Here is a 17,539-nt window from a genome sequence, read left to right as displayed (position 1 = left end):
ACCTCAGAAGTCGAAATTGTCCGGGTCGCTGCCGGTTCGCACGCCGGTGGACAGGCCCGCTATCTGCTTCATGTCCTCGTCGCTCAACTCGAAATCGAACACATCGATGTTCTGTCTGATGCGCTCGTCGTGCGTGGATTTCGGAATGACGATGACGCCGCGCTGCAAGTGCCAGCGAATGACGACCTGGGCCGGCGATTTGCCGTATTTCTCGCCGATCTGCGCAAGCCGTGGCGAAGAGAGCAACGAACCGCCGGTGCCTCCGAGCGGGCTGTAGGCTTCGACGGCGATGTTCTGCGACTTGGCGAAATCGACCAGCTGCTGGTTGCCGAATTGCGGCGAAGACTCGATCTGGTCGACAGCCGGCAACATCGCAGTGCCAAGCCCTTCCAGTTCCTGCAGATGATGTTCCTGCAAGTTGCACACGCCGATGGCCCGGACACGGCGGTCGCGGTAAAGCGCGACCATATCCTTCCATGCCTGCTGCCAGCCGCGTGCCGGCCAGTGGATGAGATAGAGATCCACATAATCGGTGCCGAGGCGGTCGAGGCTTTCGTAGAACGCTTCGCGTGTGCGGCCTTGGCGGATATCCTCGTTCCAAAGCTTCGTCGTCAAAAAGATTTCATGGCGTGGCACGCCGGAGCGGCGCATGCCTTCTCCCACCGATTGTTCGTTGCCGTAGACCTTCGCCGTATCGATGTGACGATAGCCGGCGCGCAGCGCGACGTCGACCGCGTTGGCCGTGGTCTCCCCCTCCGGGGTCTGAAACACGCCCAGCCCCAGCTGCGGGATGGTGATGCCATTGTTCAATGTGATATCGGGAACCTTATTGTCGTTCATTGCCGCCTCCATGATGTGGCGTTGCCGTTAAACGCCTCGAAAACAAACTTGTTCATCGCTTCCATGGTAGTCAGACAGCACAATAAATCTGCTCCCGTGCGGGAAATGCACCGTGCGAGGAACCGGACGAAAGGAGGCAAAGCAGCGTATCCCCTGCGATATTGAAATCATGTATTGTTCACACTCAGCCAATTGCCAGTAACCACCGATAGACTGGTAACCATAACCAACAAGTGTCAATGAAAATCGGCAAAAGGAGCAGGCATGGCTTTCGGGAACAGGCCTGAAAACAACAACGCGCAACAACCTTACGGGCAACCAAATGCGTATGGGCAGAACTACGGACAGCAATCATACAACCAATATGGTCAGCCTCAGGGGCAGCCTTACAGCCAGGGCCAGAACATGCAGTATGGCCAGCCTTACGCGCAACCGCAGTACGGGCAGCCGGCCTATGCCGGTGCGGGTGCCGGGACGGCGGCCCCGACGATGACGATGAACGGGCAGACCGCCTATTCCTTCGAACGCGCACGCCACGTCTCCACCACCAAGGCCTACGGCGAAATGACGCTGGGCCTGCTCTTGACCGCGGTGGTCGCCGTGTTGACACAGATGACCGGCGCACTCGAGGGCTTCCTGATGGCCACGGGTATGATCGGCTGGATTGGGCTAGCCATCGTGCAGGTGGCCATCGCCATCGCGCTGGGCTGGCGCATCGACAAGATGAGGGTCGGCACCGCACGCGCGATGTTCTACCTGTATGCGGCACTGACCGGGTTCACGCTCGCCACTATTTTCTACACCTATAGCCTGCCGTCCATCGGCATCGCGCTGGGACTGTGCGTCGCGTTCTTCTTCGTGCTTACGATGCTCTCACTGACGACCAAGAAGGACATGCTCAAGGCCGGCCCGATTCTGATGGTCGCGCTCTTGGTACTGCTCGTCGGCGAGGTCATCCTGATGTTCGTCGCCCCGACACACACCACACTGATGGTTACCGGCGCGATTGGCCTGATCATCTTCGCCGGGTTGACGATGTACGACGCCCAGCAGACGCGTGCCATGTTCGATGTGGCCGAGCAGCACGGCGACACCGTGATGCTGGAACGTGTCTCGATCATCTGCGCGTTGAACCTCTATCTCGACTTCATCAACATGTTCCTCTATCTGCTGCAAATCTTCGGCGACAGCGACAATTAAACGTCGATTAGCCCAGTAAGCCCGCATATACATATTCAATTGGGGATGACAGAAATTATCTGCCGTCCCCAATTTTGTTATCTCTTGTTATCTATCGCGTGTTTCCAATCACGGTTATCGTTGGGATCCAGCTTTTACTTCATCAGCCGGCGCAGGACGTATTGGAGGATGCCGCCGTTGCGGTAGTATTCGGCCTCTCCGGGGGTGTCGATACGGACAGCCGCGTCGAACTCGGTGACGCTTGCAGGCTTACCCTCGGATACCGGCTTGGTGGCAACGACGTGAACGGTCTTGGGAATCGTGCCGTTGTTAAGCGCCTCGATACCTTGGAAATCATAGGTTTCCGTACCGTCGAGACCCAGCGTTGCCGCCGATTGACCTTCAGGGAACTGCAGGGGCAGCACACCCATGCCAATCAGGTTGGAGCGGTGGATGCGCTCGAAGCTGCGGGCGATGACGACCCTGACGCCGAGCATGAGCGTGCCTTTGGCCGCCCAGTCGCGTGAGGAACCGGTGCCATATTCGGAACCTGCCAACACGACCAGCGGGGTGCCGGACTTGCGATAATCGAGTGAAGCAGCGAAAATCGTCGAAGGCTTGCCAGTAACGAAATCGTAGGTAAACCCGCCAGGACGCACTTCCTCGCCCACCGAGGCGAGCAGAAGGTTCCGCAAACGGATGTTGCCAAACGTGCCACGCACCATGACCTCGTGGTTGCCACGACGCGAACCGTACGAGTTGAAGTCCTTGGGCTGAATGTCGTGTTCCAGCAGGTATTCGCCTGCAGGGCTTGAAGCAGGGAACGCGCCGGCCGGCGAAATGTGGTCGGTGGTCACCGAATCGCCGAGCAACGCCAAGACGCGAGCGCCGCGAACGTCCTGAACCGGCTGCGGTTTGGCACTCATACCGTCGAAGAAGATCTGCTTGCGCACGTAGGTCGAGTCCAGATCCCATGCAAACCGCTCGCCTTCCGGCACATCGAGGGACTTCCAGCGTTCGTCGCCTTCGAACACGTCGGCGTAGTCGCGTACGAACGTCTCGCGGCTGACGGCGGTCGAGACGACCTTGTCGATCTCCTCGTTGGACGGCCAGATATCGCGTAGGAAAATATCGCGACCGGTTTCGGCGTCGGCGCCGAGCGGCTGCGTCTCGAAGTCGAAGTCGAGCGTGCCTGCGATGGCGTAGGCGATCACGAGCGGCGGCGAGGCCAGATAGTTCATCTTGACGTCGGGACTGATGCGCCCTTCGAAGTTGCGGTTGCCGGAGAGCACTGAGACCACCGTCAGGTCGTTGTCATTGACGGCCTTGGAAATCTCGGGCAGCAGCGGACCGGAATTGCCGATGCAGGTGGTGCATCCGAAACCGACGAGCTGATAGCCCAAGGCGTCCAGATCCTCCTGCAGACCGGCTTTCCTCAAATAGTCGGCCACGACCTGCGAGCCCGGGGCCAGCGAGGTCTTGACCCACGGCTTGGGTTTGAGGCCATGCGCGCGGGCGGCGCGAGCGAGCAGTCCGGCGGCGATCATCACCGATGGGTTGGAGGTGTTGGTACAGCTGGTGATGGAGGCGATGGCGACGTCACCGTTCGTAATCTCGAAACGCCCGCGGAAATCGGTATGCACCGGCACCGGGTCTTGGTTGGTCTTCGGCGTCTCGTAATCCGGCAGCGTCTTTTCGAACGTTTCCTTGGCCTCGTCAAGGCGGATGCGGTCCTGCGGACGTTTGGGACCGGCGATGGACGGGACGACCGTGCCTAGGTCGAGTTCCATGTATTCTGAATATTCCGGTTCGACGTAATCGGGGCTGTGCGTGTCTCCCCAGAGACGATTGGCCTTGGCGTACGCTTCGACCAGCGCAATCTGCCCGTCGCTGCGGCCGGTCAAGCGCAGATAGTCCAGCGTGACCTGATCGATCGGGAAAATGCCGCAGGTCGAGCCGAACTCAGGGCTCATGTTGCCGATGGTGGCACGATTGGCCAGCGGCACGGAAGCGACGCCGTCGCCGTAGAATTCCACGAACTTGCCGACCACGCCGTGCTCGCGCAGCATCTGGGTGATGGTGAGCACCACGTCGGTGGCAGTGACACCTTCGGGAATACTGCCGGTCAGTTTGAAGCCGACCACACGCGGGACGAGCATGGAAATGGGCTGGCCGAGCATGGCCGCCTCGGCCTCGATACCGCCGACACCCCAGCCGAGCACGCCCAGGCCGCCGACCATGGTGGTATGCGAATCGGTGCCGACGCAGGAATCGAGATAGGCGAGGTCGCGTCCGCGCTCCCCCGTTTTGGTCATGACGACTTTGGCGAGGTATTCGATGTTGACCTGATGGATGATGCCGGTGCCCGGCGGCACCACGCGGAAGTTCCTGAACGCCTGCTGGCCCCAGCGCAGGAAGCGGTAGCGTTCGCCGTTGCGTTGGTATTCGCGGTCCATGTTGCGCTCGACCGCATCGGCGACCCCGTAGTTGTCGATCTGCACGGAGTGGTCGATGACCATATCGGCCTCGACCTGCGGGTTGATGGCCTCGGGGTCGCCGCCCAAGTCCGCCACGGCGTCGCGCATGGTGGCAAGGTCGACGATGCATGGCACGCCGGTGAAGTCCTGCATCAGCACGCGCGAGGGACCGAATTCAATCTCATGGCTGGGTTCGGCGTCCGCTTTCCAGCCGAGCAGTTCACGGACTTGTTCTTCGGTGACGTTGACCCCATCGATGCGGCGCAGCAGATTCTCGACCAAGACCTTCAACGAATACGGCAGGTGCTCGATGCCGGGCAAATCGGAGATTCGATAATAGTCGAAGACTGCGTCTCCTACATGTAGAATATTCAGTTGGCGGTCGCTCAATGTCATATCTCGATCTCTCTTTCGTCATGATTCTTGATATCACATAACTATTGCCATTATCAGACACAAGTAAGTCGATGGAGTTACCAAAGCATTCCTTAACCGAAAAATATCGCCAAATCGCCTCTATTCCAATGATTTGTCATGTTCAAAATATGAGACCATCCATTCAGACCACCAAATTTGTCATTCGTTCCCGTTCTTGGTGCCGCCAAGTCCTCCCAAAAACAAGACTTTTCACATTAATTCGCCAAAAACAGGCATCTTGGTGCACCAACACCCCTTGAAATCGAGGATTTGAACATACATTTGTGATTTCAAGGGGACTTGGATGCACCAACATGCCTAAAAAAATGAATATTCGGCGTCGTATATGAATGTATATTTGCGTACGACGAAATCAGGCGAAAAATATTGCCGTATTAAAGGCCAATGACAGCAACCGTCTCCACCACATGAATCGGAGCATTACCTTTTCCTCTTCATGAAGACGGGACGACAAGCCAAAAGACGGCCAAAGAGGTCGGCAATCGTCTGGATGCCTGCGAAGATGACAATCGAGAGCACAAGCACGATGATCGTGGCGACCAACGTCCAACCGGTCGGGAACTGAAGTTCGAAGAAGTTGGAGACGATCGGAATGAACATGCCGATCAGCCCGGCCGCTGCGAATGCAGCCACCAGGATGCCACGCCAGGATTTCAGAGGCTGGGCCACGCGCGCCATCACCAGAATGCCCAGCACGAAGACGACGATGGCGCAGATGTCACGCAGCTTCAACAGGTCACCGGGTTTCGACACGTTCCAGCCCATGAAGCCGGGCAGTGTCCAGGCGGTCAGCAGTACGGAAAGCGCCACCGCAATGCCACCCGGCAAGGCGAACCTCACTACACGCCCCAGGAACCCGGGTATATAGCGGCGGGTATTGGGCGCGAGCGCGAGGATGAAAGCCGGCATACCGATGGTCAGCGCACCGATATAGGTGATATGGCGTGGCAGGTACGGGAAGGGAATGAACGTGCAAACCACGCCAAGAGAAATCAGCGCGGAATAGACGGTTTTGACCAGGAAGAGCGACGAGACGCGCTCCATGTTGGCCATGACCTGACGGCCGCGGGCCACGACGCTAGGCAGGTGGGAGAACTTGGAATCGACCAGCACGACCTGCGCCACGGCCTTGGTGGCGGGTGCGGCGTTGCCCATCGCGATGCCCAGATCAGCCTCTTTCAGGGCCAACGCATCGTTGACGCCGTCGCCGGTCATCGCCACGACGTGCTTGCCTTCGTGCAACGCGTCGACGATGGCCTTCTTCTGCTCGGGCAGCACGCGGCCGAGCACGTCGACGTTCTCCATGACCGCAGACAGTTCCTTGACGTCTTGGGGCAGTTCGCGGGCGTCCATCGCCACCGGCTCGCGATCGCCGGTCAGGCGAACCGTTTTGGCAATGGCACCGACGGTGGCCGGGCTGTCGCCGGAGATGACGCGGCAACGCACGCCCTGATCACGGAACCACGCCAAGGTCTCCTCGGCGTCGTCACGAATATGTTCTTGGCACAGTACCAGCGCAACCGGCCGTGAAACGGAAATGAGACGCGGATTGTCACTGAAATCATGCACTGCCTGACTATCGGCACAAGCCCCCGAAGCACTGGCAATCAACAGCACGCGCATCCCCTGGTTGGCATACTTGGCCACCATGCTCTTGGCCGAGGTGTGTTCGCCGGTAAATCCGCTGAACAGCATTTCCGGCGCGCCCATATACCAGACGTCGCCGCCACGTACGATGGCGCTCCATTTGCGGGCCGACGAGAACGGTACGCGGGCGTCGACCGGCTCATCGTGCACTCCCTTGGCTCCCAAGGCCTTGAGCACCGCTGCACCTGTGCCATTGGGATTCTCTTCATTGGAGAGGTCGTAGAGCGCCTGGACCACTGCGGTTTTCTCGTCATCGGTGGTGCCGACGGTCACGCTGGCATGCACGGCGTTTTCGCCGGACGGGGCATCCACCACAATATCGGCGTCGGCCGTAGATCCTACGACGTCAGCAGAGCCGAGCATGACGACCTGATTGAAAACGATGCCGCCATCGGTAATGGTACCGGTCTTGTCAAGGTTCAGCGCATCCACGCGGGCCAGTGTCTCCACGCTTTCCAGCTCCTGGACCAGGGTGTGCTGGCGCGCCAGACGCATCGCGGCAATCGCGAAATTCAGGGAGGTCAGCAAGACCAGGCCCTCGGGAATCATGCCGACCACACCTGCCACAGCCGAGACGATGGCCGAACGCCATGCTCCGGTCGAGAAGGCCACTTGCCATCCGCCCACCGTGCGAATCTGGGAGGCGACCAAGAGAATGCAGAGCGGGATGACGATGACGGTCATCACCTTCAAAATGGTGTTGATACCGCGGCTCAAATCGGAAACGGTTTTCTTGTAGACCTTGGCTTTGGCGGTCAGTTTGGCGGCGTACCCCTGCTCGCCTACTGCGTCGACACGAACCAGCGCCATACCCGATGTTGCGTTGGAACCGGAATAGACCTCGGACCCTTCGCCTTTTTTGACGGTGCGTGATTCGCCGGTCAGCATGGATTCGTCAAGTTCCAGACCCCATGTGTGCACGATGGTCGCATCCGCGGGCACCTGCTCGCCGCTGCGCAGCCACAGCAAATCACCCAGTACGATATCCTGGTGCTCGATTTCGACGTCCTGGCCATCACGACGCACTAACGACTTCGAAGCGACCAGGATCGAAAGCTTGTCGAGCGTGTGTTTGGCCCGCATCTCGGTGAAGACGCCGATACCGGAATTGATGATGATGACCAGCCCGAAAACGGCGTCCTTCCATTGCCCGGTTATGAGCACCAGGACCATGGCCACGAAAATGATGGCGTTGAACAAGGTAAAGACGTTCTCGCGGATGATCTGGCCCAGCGAACGCGAGCTTTCGGTATCGATCTTGTTGGTGTTGCCCTGCTGGATCTGTTCGGCAACTTCGGCTTTTGTCAGGCCCGCCTCGACAATTTTGGGAAGATGGCTCGCAGCCGCTCCCCGCCCATCGTTGCCTTTGCCGTTATCAGCCGCGTTCCTCTTGTCGCCGCCCTGCCCGTTTGCCGGTGTCTCGCTGACCATCCGGCCGGCGTCTTGCCCGAACATCCCGGTAGTACTCATTGATTTGCCCCTTACCCGTGTCACGTCCATCCGTACGTGGACTCACGGTCGCTGATACGATTCCCGTTGCTCGCCTGCCGCCATCTGAAAACACTGGTGCGGCCTATTCCCTGTTTTCAAGTATATGCTGTGCCACCTTATCGTATCGGCTTCGTTCGCGATGGGCCTTGGCGGCATATTTACGGTAACGTCACGCTGACGGTCTTGGGATGCGGGTTGTCATTGATGGCGGTTTGTACGGCCTGATCGAGTGGAACCGTGCCCTTGCCTTGCGCGGAGGGCACTATCCGCAACGATTCGGCATAGGAATTCGTGTCTTTCGGCAGATTCACCGCATTGACCAGTATCACCGGGCTGCCGGCGTCACGTGCCGTCTGCAAAGCCTCAACCCAATTGTTCGCCTGGCCGCCTTGCATGCTAAGGCTATCGATGACGAAAGCGGTGACCGGCCGCCGAGTCATGTCCTTGAATGATTGGACCGGATCGACTGTCGTGCTCCCGTCCGGTATAGGCGCGTAAACGGCTTTGATACCGGTTTTTTCGAAGGCTTGGAGCACCGTCCGGTCAAGTTCTTCGTCACCGGCGGCAATGACACCTATCAGGATGTCGGATTTGTCGACGCTGTCATGGTTGACATGTCGAGCCGCTGAAGTGGTGTCACCGACCGCAGCGTTTTTTGGGGTGCAGGATGCGAGCGCCGGCATGAACGACAACGTCATGCAGACACTCAGCACCATTGACAATCCCCGACGCATCGAACACCCGCCTTATTCGCTTTTGCGCACGAACAGCGCCACGGTCTCGACGTGATGGGTCATCGGATAGATATCGAATGCCTGGATCGATTTCAAGCCGTAACCCAGCGTGGTCAACGTGGCGGCATCGCGTGCGAGACTGGTCGGGTCACAGGCGATATAGACGATGGAGTGCGTTCCGGCTTGGGCCAGCTGACGGCAGACCTGGGCCTTGGCTCCGGCCCGAGGCGGGTCGAGCACGACGATATTGGGATTCGCGAGTTCTTCGGGCACGCGACGCAGGCAATGGGAGACGTCGCCCTGCAATGCGGTGACGTTGGCATCCTTGGCGATATGCAGGTTGCGCTCGGCATTACGCACGGCCATGCGACCGCCTTCCACCGAAAGCATTGCGGTATGGCCGAAGGTCTTGGCCAGCGGCACCGTGAAGAGGCCGGAGCCGGAGAACAGGTCCCAGAGCGTGGCGGATTGCACGCCGGAAAGCTCCTGACTGACCAGTCTCATCACATATTTGACGAGCGTGGGCGGGGCCATGCGGTGCACCTGCCAGAACCCGTCGTCCTCCACGCCGTACTTGTAGCGTTTGCCGTCCACATCCACGACTTCCTTCAAACGCTTGGAGCCTGCGTGCAGGTGCCCGTTGACGGTGATGGCAAAATTATCGCCTACGGCCTCGAGCAACGCCTTGTTCGGCACCCGAGACGTATGGATATCTCGAGGTTCAGGAACCGCGACGCGAATTTTGGCTCCGGGCTCGAACCGTTCGTCCCAAAGTTTCTGCTCGCGGGCGACGGCCAGCAACGCGCGCGTGGCCAACGGCATCGTGTCGATTCGCACACGGGTATGCGAGGCCCGGCGTCGCATTGATACGCGACCTTCCTCGTCGGCGATCAGTTCGATGCGGGTGCGCCAGTGCAGACCTTTTTCCTCATTGTCGCCGTCCATCCGGGCGACCGGCACATCGTCGATATCAAGATGGCCCATGCGCTTCATCTGATCGGTGATCACCGCGGATTTCCATTTGAGCTGGCCCGGCAGCGAGACGTGAATCAGATCGGCACCGCCGACTCCACCGCCCTGCGCAAGAGGCCCTGCCAATGGCCAAAGTGGTTCGACACGGTCGTCGGACGCCTCCACGACGTCGATGACCTCGCCGGTCCAGAACCGGTCATCGCGCTCGTGCGGCTCGTCGAGTTCGATGGTATCCAGTTCGCCGGGCAACGCGAAACGCACGAAAACCACCCGTCCGTCTATATGGGCGACGCAACGCCCCTGATCGGCGTAACGTTCGATACGTACTGTGGCTTGCATGCTGACCTCTGCTTCTTAAAATTTCAACGGACGTAGCCCAATAGCGGCCCTTACGCCCCATTATCGTTTTTCTTGTTGACCCATGCCGACGATATCAACCTTTATCGTAACCGTCATGTCCTCGTAACTGGAATATTCAGTCTATCGTTGACCCTCGTCTGAAAATTTTGCGATAGCCGTCACCTTCACGATATCCGGAGTGTCCGTGACGTTCGCGGATCCTACGCCGTTCGAACCGTCACTTCATTCTTCGACTTCTGCAGCCTTCGGCATATCGGCCGCAATCGACTCCGCATCGGCGACACTCTCACTGCCATTGCCGTCTTCACCGCCATCGTGGTCGTGTTCAGACTTGAATTTGGGATGATGCCTCATCGGATCGGCAATCAGCAGATAGGAAACCCAAATCGCCAGCGCCCAGAACGGCAGACCCATCAGCAGTCTCGTAGTGCCCAGCCAAGTGACATGATTGGTCAGATACAATGGCACCTGCACCACCAGTCGCAACGCGAACACCCCGATCCACATGGCCGTGACGATGTCGTAGGCACGCATGAGTTTTCCGTCGCCTCTCCAATCGGCAAGCCATGCGCGCCAATGCTCGGTCGGCAACGAACGGATGAATTCGACCAAAAAACCGACCCCCGGCACACGAATGGCCAGTGTGATGGCCAATACCACAAGATAGACGGCGTTGGTGATAAACCCGTACATGTAATAATTGCGGGCCTCGTGCGTATTCCATGCCCAGATCAGGCAAATGGCGATGGAAATCAGCCCTGCCAACGCGCCGAGCACCGTCTGCCGTTGGACAAGACGCACCAGCACCAGGAGGACGGCAAGCACCGCCGAGACGATAATCGTGACCTTGAGGTCCGAGGTAATCACGAACATAACCACAAAGACGAAACCAGGCAGCATCGATTCGACGATGCCGCGCACCCCGCCGATGGCGTCGATGACGGAGAAGTCCTCGCCATTACCTGCCGCGGCCAATGCGGCCAATCCCTGACGTTTTTTGGTGTCGCTCATCGTTCCTGTTCCATTTGAATGATTTGATACGTTTGCCGTGAATTTTTTCCCGATAGGTTTTACTGTTTCAAATCCCTTACCGTCGGCACATGATTCGCCGGTCCGCCCTAACAGGCAAACCGGCGAATCAAAGAAACATAGTGAATCAGCGCAATTCCGAGAACATCGGGCCACGCGAAATCGTGGTCTGCACCTCGGTCTGCTGGTCGGCGACGAACGGCCCGTTGATACGCTTGGGAATCTTATGGTCCTTGCCGTCCTTGTCTGCCTCGGCTGCCGCTTCATCGGCTTTACGGCGTTCCTCGGGGGAAACCGGGGCGTGCATCGGAATCAAGTCACGCGGCGCCAATGGTTCCTCGCCGCGGTCGACCACGATATCGGAGAAGAACTGGTTCAGGGCCTTGGTCTCAGGACTTTCCGGATGGGTGGCGGCGCGACCGGAGAAGATGCCGCGAAGCATCCAACGTGGCCCATCGACGCCGACGATGCGGGTGATCAGCTTTTTGCCGCCTTTAACGGTGACGGGCAGTTTGATTTCGGTGCCGAAGATGCCCGGCTCCTTGCTGGCTTGCGGATTGGCGGCCAGCAGATCCTCACTCACCCCGTCCCAAAGGCTCAGTGTCTTGGGAGCCGCGAGCGCTTCGATTTCGAGGCTGGAGGTCTTGTAGGAGATGGTGCAGCCAAGCACCTGGCCGCTGGCGCGGCTGGCCTTGACCCTCAGCTCGATGCCCTGCATGAAGGGCAGGTAATAGGCGCCCATGTCGAGATATTCGTCGTAGTTCGGAGCTTCCTGCTCATCGATGTCCCAAGGACCGTAAAGCGTGCCACGGTCGGGATAGGCTTCGCTCGCCTCTTCGGGCACCTTGTGGTCTTCGCTGGCATCTGCCTCGTCTGCGTCCGAACCTGCTTCCGCGTTTTCGGCCTTGGTGTTTTCAGCATCAACAGCTTCGTCCTGTGTCTCGGCCTCATCTTCGTGACGCTTCTTCTTGCCGAATCCGAACAATCCCATAGTTCCTCGTTTCAAAACCTGCAATGATGATTCAAGCCTATCACCGGGTTACGCCTCAGCGTGGCTCACACTTTTCTGACGTTTTAAAAAGCGTGAGCCAACCGAACATTCGCTCATTCTCCATATTCCTCACGAATCCTGTAACGACAACGATTCACGAGGACATGCTCAGAGCAATGTTCGTCTGGGGCTCACCTTTCCCCGGCGCCCGAAAAATGTGAATCTAGATCTCATACACCACACTCAACGGTGCATGATCGGACCAGCGGGTGTCATAGGAGGGAGCTCGATCGATGTCGAAGGACACGGCCGTTTCGGCCAATTCCCGGGTCGCCAGCTGATAGTCGATCCTCCAGCCGACGTTGTTGTCGAAGGCACGTCCGCGCTGGCTCCACCAGGTGTACGGGCCCTGCACGTCACCGGCCAGGTTCCTCATGACATCGACGAAACCGTATTGCGCGGGGTCGAGCCATTGGTCGACGTAGGCGCGTTCGGCAGGCAGAAAGCCTGAATGCTTCTCATTGGCCTTGGCGTTCTTGATATCCAGCGGGGTGTGGGCGATATTCATGTCGCCGCACAGCAGTGCCTGACGGCCACCCTTTTCGGCCTCGTCACGCAGCTCGCCCATGCGCTCGAGCATACGGTCGAGGAAGCGGTATTTCTGCATCATCTTGTTGGGGTCGTCGGTATTGCCCGCGTGCACGTAGACGCTGGCGACGGTAAGTTTCATACCCGACGGGGTGGTGACGTCGGCCTCGATCCAACGGCCTGAATCGACATCTTCGTCCAGGTCCATCAGCCCGTAACGCCGTTCCTCGATATCGAGGTCGCTCAACAGGCCGACCCCGGCGCGGCCCTTGATACGGCAGACCTCATCCATACGGCCAAGATTCTCAGCTTCCGAAACCTTGCCGGCCTTGGCGTAGCCATCCGCCATGGCTTCGAAAATAGGGTCGATCTCCTCCTGCGGAGCGCGCACCTCCTGCATGCACCAGATGTCCGGGGTATTGGCCTCGGCCCAGTCAAGCACGCCCTTGCGTCTGGCCGCGCGGATACCGTTCAGATTCGAAGTAGTCACTGTTATGCTCATGACCTCCGACAATACACGCCTGCGTGGTCGCAGCAAAGACGAGCATGCATTCATTGCGGAATATGAAAATCCCGCCACCGACGGTGACGGGATTGACTGGTCGTTCAACCGATTCTCGTGATCGGTCTCAAACATTCGGGCCTACAACACTCAGTCCAAACCGAGCTGCAGATGGCCTCCTGGAATCGCGTCGAGCAGATCCTTGGTGTACTGCTGCTTCGGATGGTCGAAGACCTCGTCGGTGGTGGCGTGCTCGACAAGCCTGCCCTTCTGCATCACCACGACCTCATCGGCGATCTGACGGACCACGGCCAGATCGTGGGTGATGAACAGGTAGCTCAGCCCACGTTCGGCCTGCAGATCGTTCAACAGCTGCAGCACCTGATCCTGCACCAACACGTCGAGGGCGGAAACGGCCTCGTCGCAGACGATAACGTCGGGGTTCAAAGCCATGGCGCGGGCGACGGCGATGCGCTGACGCTGGCCACCGGAAAGCTCGTTCGGATAGCGCTGCATCACCGATTGCGGCATCTTCACCAGATCGAGCAGCTCTCGCACGCGCTGTTCACGGCTCTTCTTGTCGCCGATCTTGTGGATGCGCAACGGTTCCTCGATGGAGCGGTAGATGGAATACATCGGATCGAGCGAACCGTACGGGTTCTGGAAGACCGGCTGGACGTGCCTGCGGAAGTCGAGCAGCGATTTGCCCTCAAACTCGCTGATGTCCTTGCCTTCGTAGGTCACGGTGCCGCTGGTGGGCTTCAGGAGTTTCAACACCATATTGGCCACGGTGGACTTGCCTGAACCGGATTCGCCCACAATCGCCAGCGTCGTGCCCCGCTTGACCGAGAATGACACATCGTCGACGGCCTTGAACATTTCCTTCTTGCGCGGAAGCTTGAATTCGCGGGTCAGGTGGCTCACCGTAATGATGTGCTCGCTCTTCTCAAGCGTTTCCTCTCCCTTGACATGATGCTCCATCAAGGACTCGGCGTTCTCACCGTGTTCCTTGGCGGAGATGATGCGCTGAGAGGCCAGCGACGGGGCTGCGGCCACCAGACGCTTGGTGTAGGGATGCTGCGGATGCTGGAGCACCTCAAGCGACGGGCCGGATTCGACGACCTGACCCTTGTACATGACCACGATGTGCTGGGCGCGTTCGGCGGCCAGACCCAGATCATGGGTGATGAACAGCACTGCGGTGCCAAGTTCGTCGGTCAGGGTGTGCAGGTGGTCGAGGATCCTCTTCTGCACGGTGACGTCGAGGGCGCTGGTGGGCTCGTCTGCGATCAGCAGATCGGGGCGGCAGGCCAGGCCGATGGCGATCAGCGCACGCTGCAGCATACCGCCGGAGAACTCGTGCGGGTACTGACGGGCACGGGTGGCCGCGTCGGGCAGACCAGCCTCTTGCAGAAGACCGGAGATGCGGTCGGTCATGGTGCTGCCGAGCACATACTGCTTGGCAATCTCCCACGCCTTGTCATCGCCGACCCCGGCCTTGATCAGGTCATCGGCCACGCGCCAGCGGGTCTCGGAACCGGGAACCCATTCCTGCCTGAAATAGTCCATCTTTTTCTCGGCTTGGTCGCCGTTCACACCGGCCTCGCCAAGAGCGTCCTGTGCGGCCTTCAGAAGGTCGGGAAGCTCTTTGGAGCCGATGAAGGTCTCATCGTCCTCGCTTTTGACCGCCACTTCGCCGCCGGCCAACGCCTTGGCCAGTTTCGAACGCTTCTCGTGGGAGATGTCCATGTGGTTGGCCTTCAAAGCCTCTTCCACCTGGGTGCCGATGCGCCAGACAGGGTTGAGGTTGCTCATCGGGTCCTGCGGGACCAGGCCCATCTTGTCGCCGAGAAGCTGCTCATACTGCTTGCGCGTGTAGCCGGAAATCTCCTCGCCTTCCAGCTTGATGGAGCCGCCCACGACGTGACCGGTGCCGGGAAGCAGACCCAGAACCGCCATGGCGGAAGTGGACTTGCCGGAGCCCGATTCGCCCACGATCGCGACCCATTGGCCCGGATAGACGTTGAAGGAGGCGTCGCGCACGGCATGCACCGCACGTTTGTCGCCGGTGGTGAAGTCGACCTTCAGGTCCTTGACCTCAAGGATCGGCCCCTGCTCACGCTGCATCTGAAAAAGTTTTTCGTTCTTTTCGTTCTTGCTATTCATTTCGCTCATCGTGTTTCCTCCGCACTCACGCCGTACGGCTCTTGGGGTCAAGCGCGTCCTTGACGGCGTCGCCCATCATGATGAAGGCAAGCACCGTGATGGCCAGCGCGGCCGACGGATAGAAGAGGACGGAGGGATCGGTGCGCAGGATGGTCTGCGCGTTGGAAATATCGCCGCCCCAGCTCACGGTCGTGGTCGGCAGGCCGATACCGAGGAAGCTCAGGGTCGCCTCGGAGACGATGTAGGTGCCGAGTGACGTGGTGGTCACCACGATGATCGAGGCCATGGAATTGGGAAGGATGTGTCGCATCAGGTTGCGCCACGGCGTCGAACCCAACGCGGTGGAAGCGGTGTTGAACTCAAGGTTCTTGGTCTCCATCACCGCCCCTCGCGATATTCGCGCGGTCTGTGTCCAGCCGAACAGTGTCAGCACCAGCACGATCTTCCAGACCGATCCGGAGGTACGGAACATCTGCAGCACCACGATGGCACCGAGCAACAGCGGGATGGCCATGAAGATATCGGTGAAACGGCTCAGCACCGCATCGATCCAGCCGCCGAAGAAGCCGGCGAGGGCCCCGATCAGGGAACCGACGACCATCACGAGCAGCGTGGTGAGAATGCCGACGGACAGCGAGGTACGGGTGCCGTAGACGGTACGGGTGAAGACGTCGCAGCCCTGGGTGTCGTAGCCGAAGGGATGACCGGCGCTGCCTTTCTCCAGGGAATGGTCCAACTGGCAGAAATTGGGGTTCTGATGGGTGAACACACCCGGGAACAGCGCCACGAAGATGACGCAGAGAATCAGTATCGCCGAAACGATGAACAGCGGGTTCTTACGCAGCGTCCTCCACGCGTCGGCCCACATACTGGTGGCAGGTGCCGATTCATCGACCGAATCGACTTCCTGCAGTTTGACGGCATCCGGCGGTGCTACGTACCGTTCCTGCCCGGGAAGCACATGGGAATCGGCCATGGTCATATTGGTTGTCTTGTCGCTCATTTGGTCTCCTCCCCTACTCACGCATACCTGATACGCGGATCGAGAGCCGCGTAGAGCATATCAACAGCCAGGTTGCATACCACGAATATCAGGGTCAGCAGCGTGACGATGGAAACCACCATGTTGCTTTCACCCTTGAGGATGCTTTGATAGGTCAGGAAGCCGATGCCGTGGACGTTGAAGATGGTTTCCGAAATCATGGCGCCGCCCATCAGCGCTCCAAGATCCTGGCCGAGATAGGTGACGACAGGAATCAAGGAATTACGCAGCACATGGCGAACGATCACCGATCGGTTCGACATGCCTTTGGCCCGGGCGGTGCGTACATAGTCCTCGGCGATGTTCGAGGAGACCTCGGAACGCGTAAGCCTGATGATATAGGCCATCGAAACGGAACCAAGCACCATGGCCGGCATCAACAGGTCCAGGAAGCCGGGGTCGCTGCCTGCGGTGACCGGCAGCAGACGCCACTTGACACCGAGGAAGTACTGCGCCAGGAAACCGGTGACGAACGTCGGCACGGAAATCAGGAGCAGGGAGACAATCAGGATGACGGAATCGTACCACTTGCCTTTTTTCAGACCGGAGATGATGCCGAATATGACACCGAATACCGCCTCGAACACGAAAGCCATCAATGCCAGCCTGATGGTCACCGGGAAGGCCCTGCCTATCTCGTCGATAACCGGCTGCCCGGCGAACGTGTTGCCGAAATTGAGTGTCAATGCGTTCTTCAGGAACAGCAGATACTGAATGATGAATGGCTTATCGAGGTTATATTCCGCGCGAATCTGGGCCGCGACCGCAGCGTTGACCGGTTTGTCGCCGAACATCGCCTTCACCGGATCACCGGGAAGCGCGAAGACAAGGGCGTAAACCAACAACGTTGTGCCGAGAACCACGGGGATCATCTGCAGAATACGGCGCAGAAGATACTTGCCCATCGGTTAACTCCTTATTTTTCCTAAGCCCGGGATTGGCCAAACTCCTTGAAAGCACAGATAATCCTTTTAGGCTTTTAGACATATGTCTGTTAGTGTAGCGCAGGCACAAGTCAAGAATGTTAAAAAAAATGTGAAGACGATGTCATAAGGAGATCGTCTTCACACGGTCACCAACCGT

13 protein-coding genes are annotated in these 17,539 nt (G+C 58.8%); 2 read left to right on the top strand and 11 right to left on the bottom strand.

Annotated elements, in window-relative coordinates:
• Positions 1-3: 3 nt before the first annotated feature.
• Positions 4-840, bottom strand: a complete 837-nt coding sequence (locus OZX64_RS03385) for an aldo/keto reductase (protein ID WP_277173859.1) — start codon at positions 838-840, stop codon at positions 4-6.
• A gap of 264 nt (positions 841-1,104) precedes the next feature.
• On the opposite strand from OZX64_RS03385, the gene OZX64_RS03380 reads away from it, so the two are divergent.
• Positions 1,105-2,040: a Bax inhibitor-1/YccA family protein gene (locus OZX64_RS03380; protein WP_277173857.1), complete on the top strand. Its 936-nt coding sequence runs from the start codon at positions 1,105-1,107 to the stop codon at positions 2,038-2,040.
• Between the two features lie 134 nt (positions 2,041-2,174).
• Here OZX64_RS03380 and acnA read toward each other — a convergent pair whose 3' ends face one another.
• The 7 genes from acnA to OZX64_RS03345 all read right to left on the bottom strand — a co-directional run bounded on the left by acnA (position 2,175) and on the right by OZX64_RS03345 (position 13,248).
• Entirely contained in the window at positions 2,175-4,892 is a 2,718-nt protein-coding gene (acnA, locus tag OZX64_RS03375) for an aconitate hydratase AcnA (RefSeq protein ID WP_277173855.1), read from the bottom strand.
• 462 nt (positions 4,893-5,354) lie between these two features.
• Positions 5,355-8,051, bottom strand: coding sequence for an HAD-IC family P-type ATPase (locus OZX64_RS03370; protein ID WP_277173853.1), 2,697 nt, complete (start codon positions 8,049-8,051; stop codon positions 5,355-5,357).
• A gap of 179 nt (positions 8,052-8,230) precedes the next feature.
• Positions 8,231-8,806, bottom strand: a complete 576-nt coding sequence (locus OZX64_RS03365; RefSeq protein ID WP_277173851.1) for a hypothetical protein — start codon at positions 8,804-8,806, stop codon at positions 8,231-8,233.
• Between the two features lie 12 nt (positions 8,807-8,818).
• A complete protein-coding gene (locus OZX64_RS03360) occupies positions 8,819-10,117 on the bottom strand; it encodes a TRAM domain-containing protein (RefSeq protein ID WP_277173849.1) in 1,299 nt (432 codons plus the stop codon).
• A 243-nt stretch (positions 10,118-10,360) separates the two neighbouring features.
• Entirely contained in the window at positions 10,361-11,149 is a 789-nt protein-coding gene (locus OZX64_RS03355; protein ID WP_277173847.1) for a DUF3159 domain-containing protein, read from the bottom strand.
• A 145-nt stretch (positions 11,150-11,294) separates the two neighbouring features.
• Positions 11,295-12,158 (bottom strand): DUF3710 domain-containing protein, encoded by an 864-nt coding sequence (locus OZX64_RS03350; protein ID WP_277173845.1) that lies wholly within the window; start codon positions 12,156-12,158, stop codon positions 11,295-11,297.
• A 223-nt stretch (positions 12,159-12,381) separates the two neighbouring features.
• On the bottom strand, positions 12,382-13,248 hold the full coding sequence (locus OZX64_RS03345; protein WP_277173843.1) for an exodeoxyribonuclease III: 867 nt from the start codon (positions 13,246-13,248) through the stop codon (positions 12,382-12,384).
• On the opposite strand from OZX64_RS03345, the gene OZX64_RS03340 reads away from it, so the two are divergent.
• On the top strand, positions 13,241-13,369 hold the full coding sequence (locus tag OZX64_RS03340; RefSeq protein ID WP_277156087.1) for a hypothetical protein: 129 nt from the start codon (positions 13,241-13,243) through the stop codon (positions 13,367-13,369). The genes OZX64_RS03345 and OZX64_RS03340 overlap by 8 nt on opposite strands.
• A gap of 29 nt (positions 13,370-13,398) precedes the next feature.
• Here the strand turns inward: OZX64_RS03340 and OZX64_RS03335 are convergent, their stop codons facing one another.
• Genes OZX64_RS03335 through OZX64_RS03325 form a run of 3 tightly spaced genes read right to left on the bottom strand, consistent with a single transcriptional unit; the run spans position 13,399 to position 17,361 of the window.
• Positions 13,399-15,423 carry an ABC transporter ATP-binding protein gene (locus OZX64_RS03335; protein WP_277173841.1) on the bottom strand — a complete coding sequence of 675 codons (2,025 nt, stop codon included), beginning with the start codon at positions 15,421-15,423 and terminating at the stop codon, positions 13,399-13,401.
• Positions 15,424-15,439: 16 nt separating this feature from the next.
• Positions 15,440-16,417, bottom strand: coding sequence for an ABC transporter permease (locus OZX64_RS03330; protein WP_277173839.1), 978 nt, complete (start codon positions 16,415-16,417; stop codon positions 15,440-15,442).
• Between the two features lie 17 nt (positions 16,418-16,434).
• Complete coding sequence (locus tag OZX64_RS03325; protein WP_277156090.1) at positions 16,435-17,361, bottom strand: ABC transporter permease; 927 nt, start codon at positions 17,359-17,361, stop codon at positions 16,435-16,437.
• Positions 17,362-17,539: the final 178 nt, after the last annotated feature.

This window comes from Bifidobacterium sp. ESL0704, from assembly GCF_029392075.1.
Taxonomy (GTDB): domain Bacteria; phylum Actinomycetota; class Actinomycetes; order Actinomycetales; family Bifidobacteriaceae; genus Bifidobacterium.
Note: the sequence above shows the minus strand (reverse complement) of the source record. Positions and strands in the feature narration are given on the sequence as shown.

Bases quoted from the DNA above. Each gene is read 5' to 3' on its own strand.
- OZX64_RS03355 (WP_277173847.1), bottom strand. From the start codon at position 11,149: ATGAGCGACACCAAAAAACGTCAGGGATTGGCCGCATTGGCCGCGGCA.
- OZX64_RS03345 (WP_277173843.1), bottom strand. From the start codon at position 13,248: ATGAGCATAACAGTGACTACTTCGAATCTGAACGGTATCCGCGCGGCC.
- acnA (WP_277173855.1), bottom strand. From the start codon at position 4,892: ATGACATTGAGCGACCGCCAACTGAATATTCTACATGTAGGAGACGCA.
- OZX64_RS03335 (WP_277173841.1), bottom strand. From the start codon at position 15,423: ATGAGCGAAATGAATAGCAAGAACGAAAAGAACGAAAAACTTTTTCAG.
- OZX64_RS03380 (WP_277173857.1), top strand. From the start codon at position 1,105: ATGGCTTTCGGGAACAGGCCTGAAAACAACAACGCGCAACAACCTTAC.
- OZX64_RS03365 (WP_277173851.1), bottom strand. From the start codon at position 8,806: ATGCGTCGGGGATTGTCAATGGTGCTGAGTGTCTGCATGACGTTGTCG.
- OZX64_RS03370 (WP_277173853.1), bottom strand. From the start codon at position 8,051: ATGAGTACTACCGGGATGTTCGGGCAAGACGCCGGCCGGATGGTCAGC.
- OZX64_RS03325 (WP_277156090.1), bottom strand. From the start codon at position 17,361: ATGGGCAAGTATCTTCTGCGCCGTATTCTGCAGATGATCCCCGTGGTT.
- OZX64_RS03360 (WP_277173849.1), bottom strand. From the start codon at position 10,117: ATGCAAGCCACAGTACGTATCGAACGTTACGCCGATCAGGGGCGTTGC.
- OZX64_RS03340 (WP_277156087.1), top strand. From the start codon at position 13,241: ATGCTCATGACCTCCGACAATACACGCCTGCGTGGTCGCAGCAAAGAC.
- OZX64_RS03385 (WP_277173859.1), bottom strand. From the start codon at position 840: ATGAACGACAATAAGGTTCCCGATATCACATTGAACAATGGCATCACC.
- OZX64_RS03350 (WP_277173845.1), bottom strand. From the start codon at position 12,158: ATGGGATTGTTCGGATTCGGCAAGAAGAAGCGTCACGAAGATGAGGCC.
- OZX64_RS03330 (WP_277173839.1), bottom strand. From the start codon at position 16,417: ATGAGCGACAAGACAACCAATATGACCATGGCCGATTCCCATGTGCTT.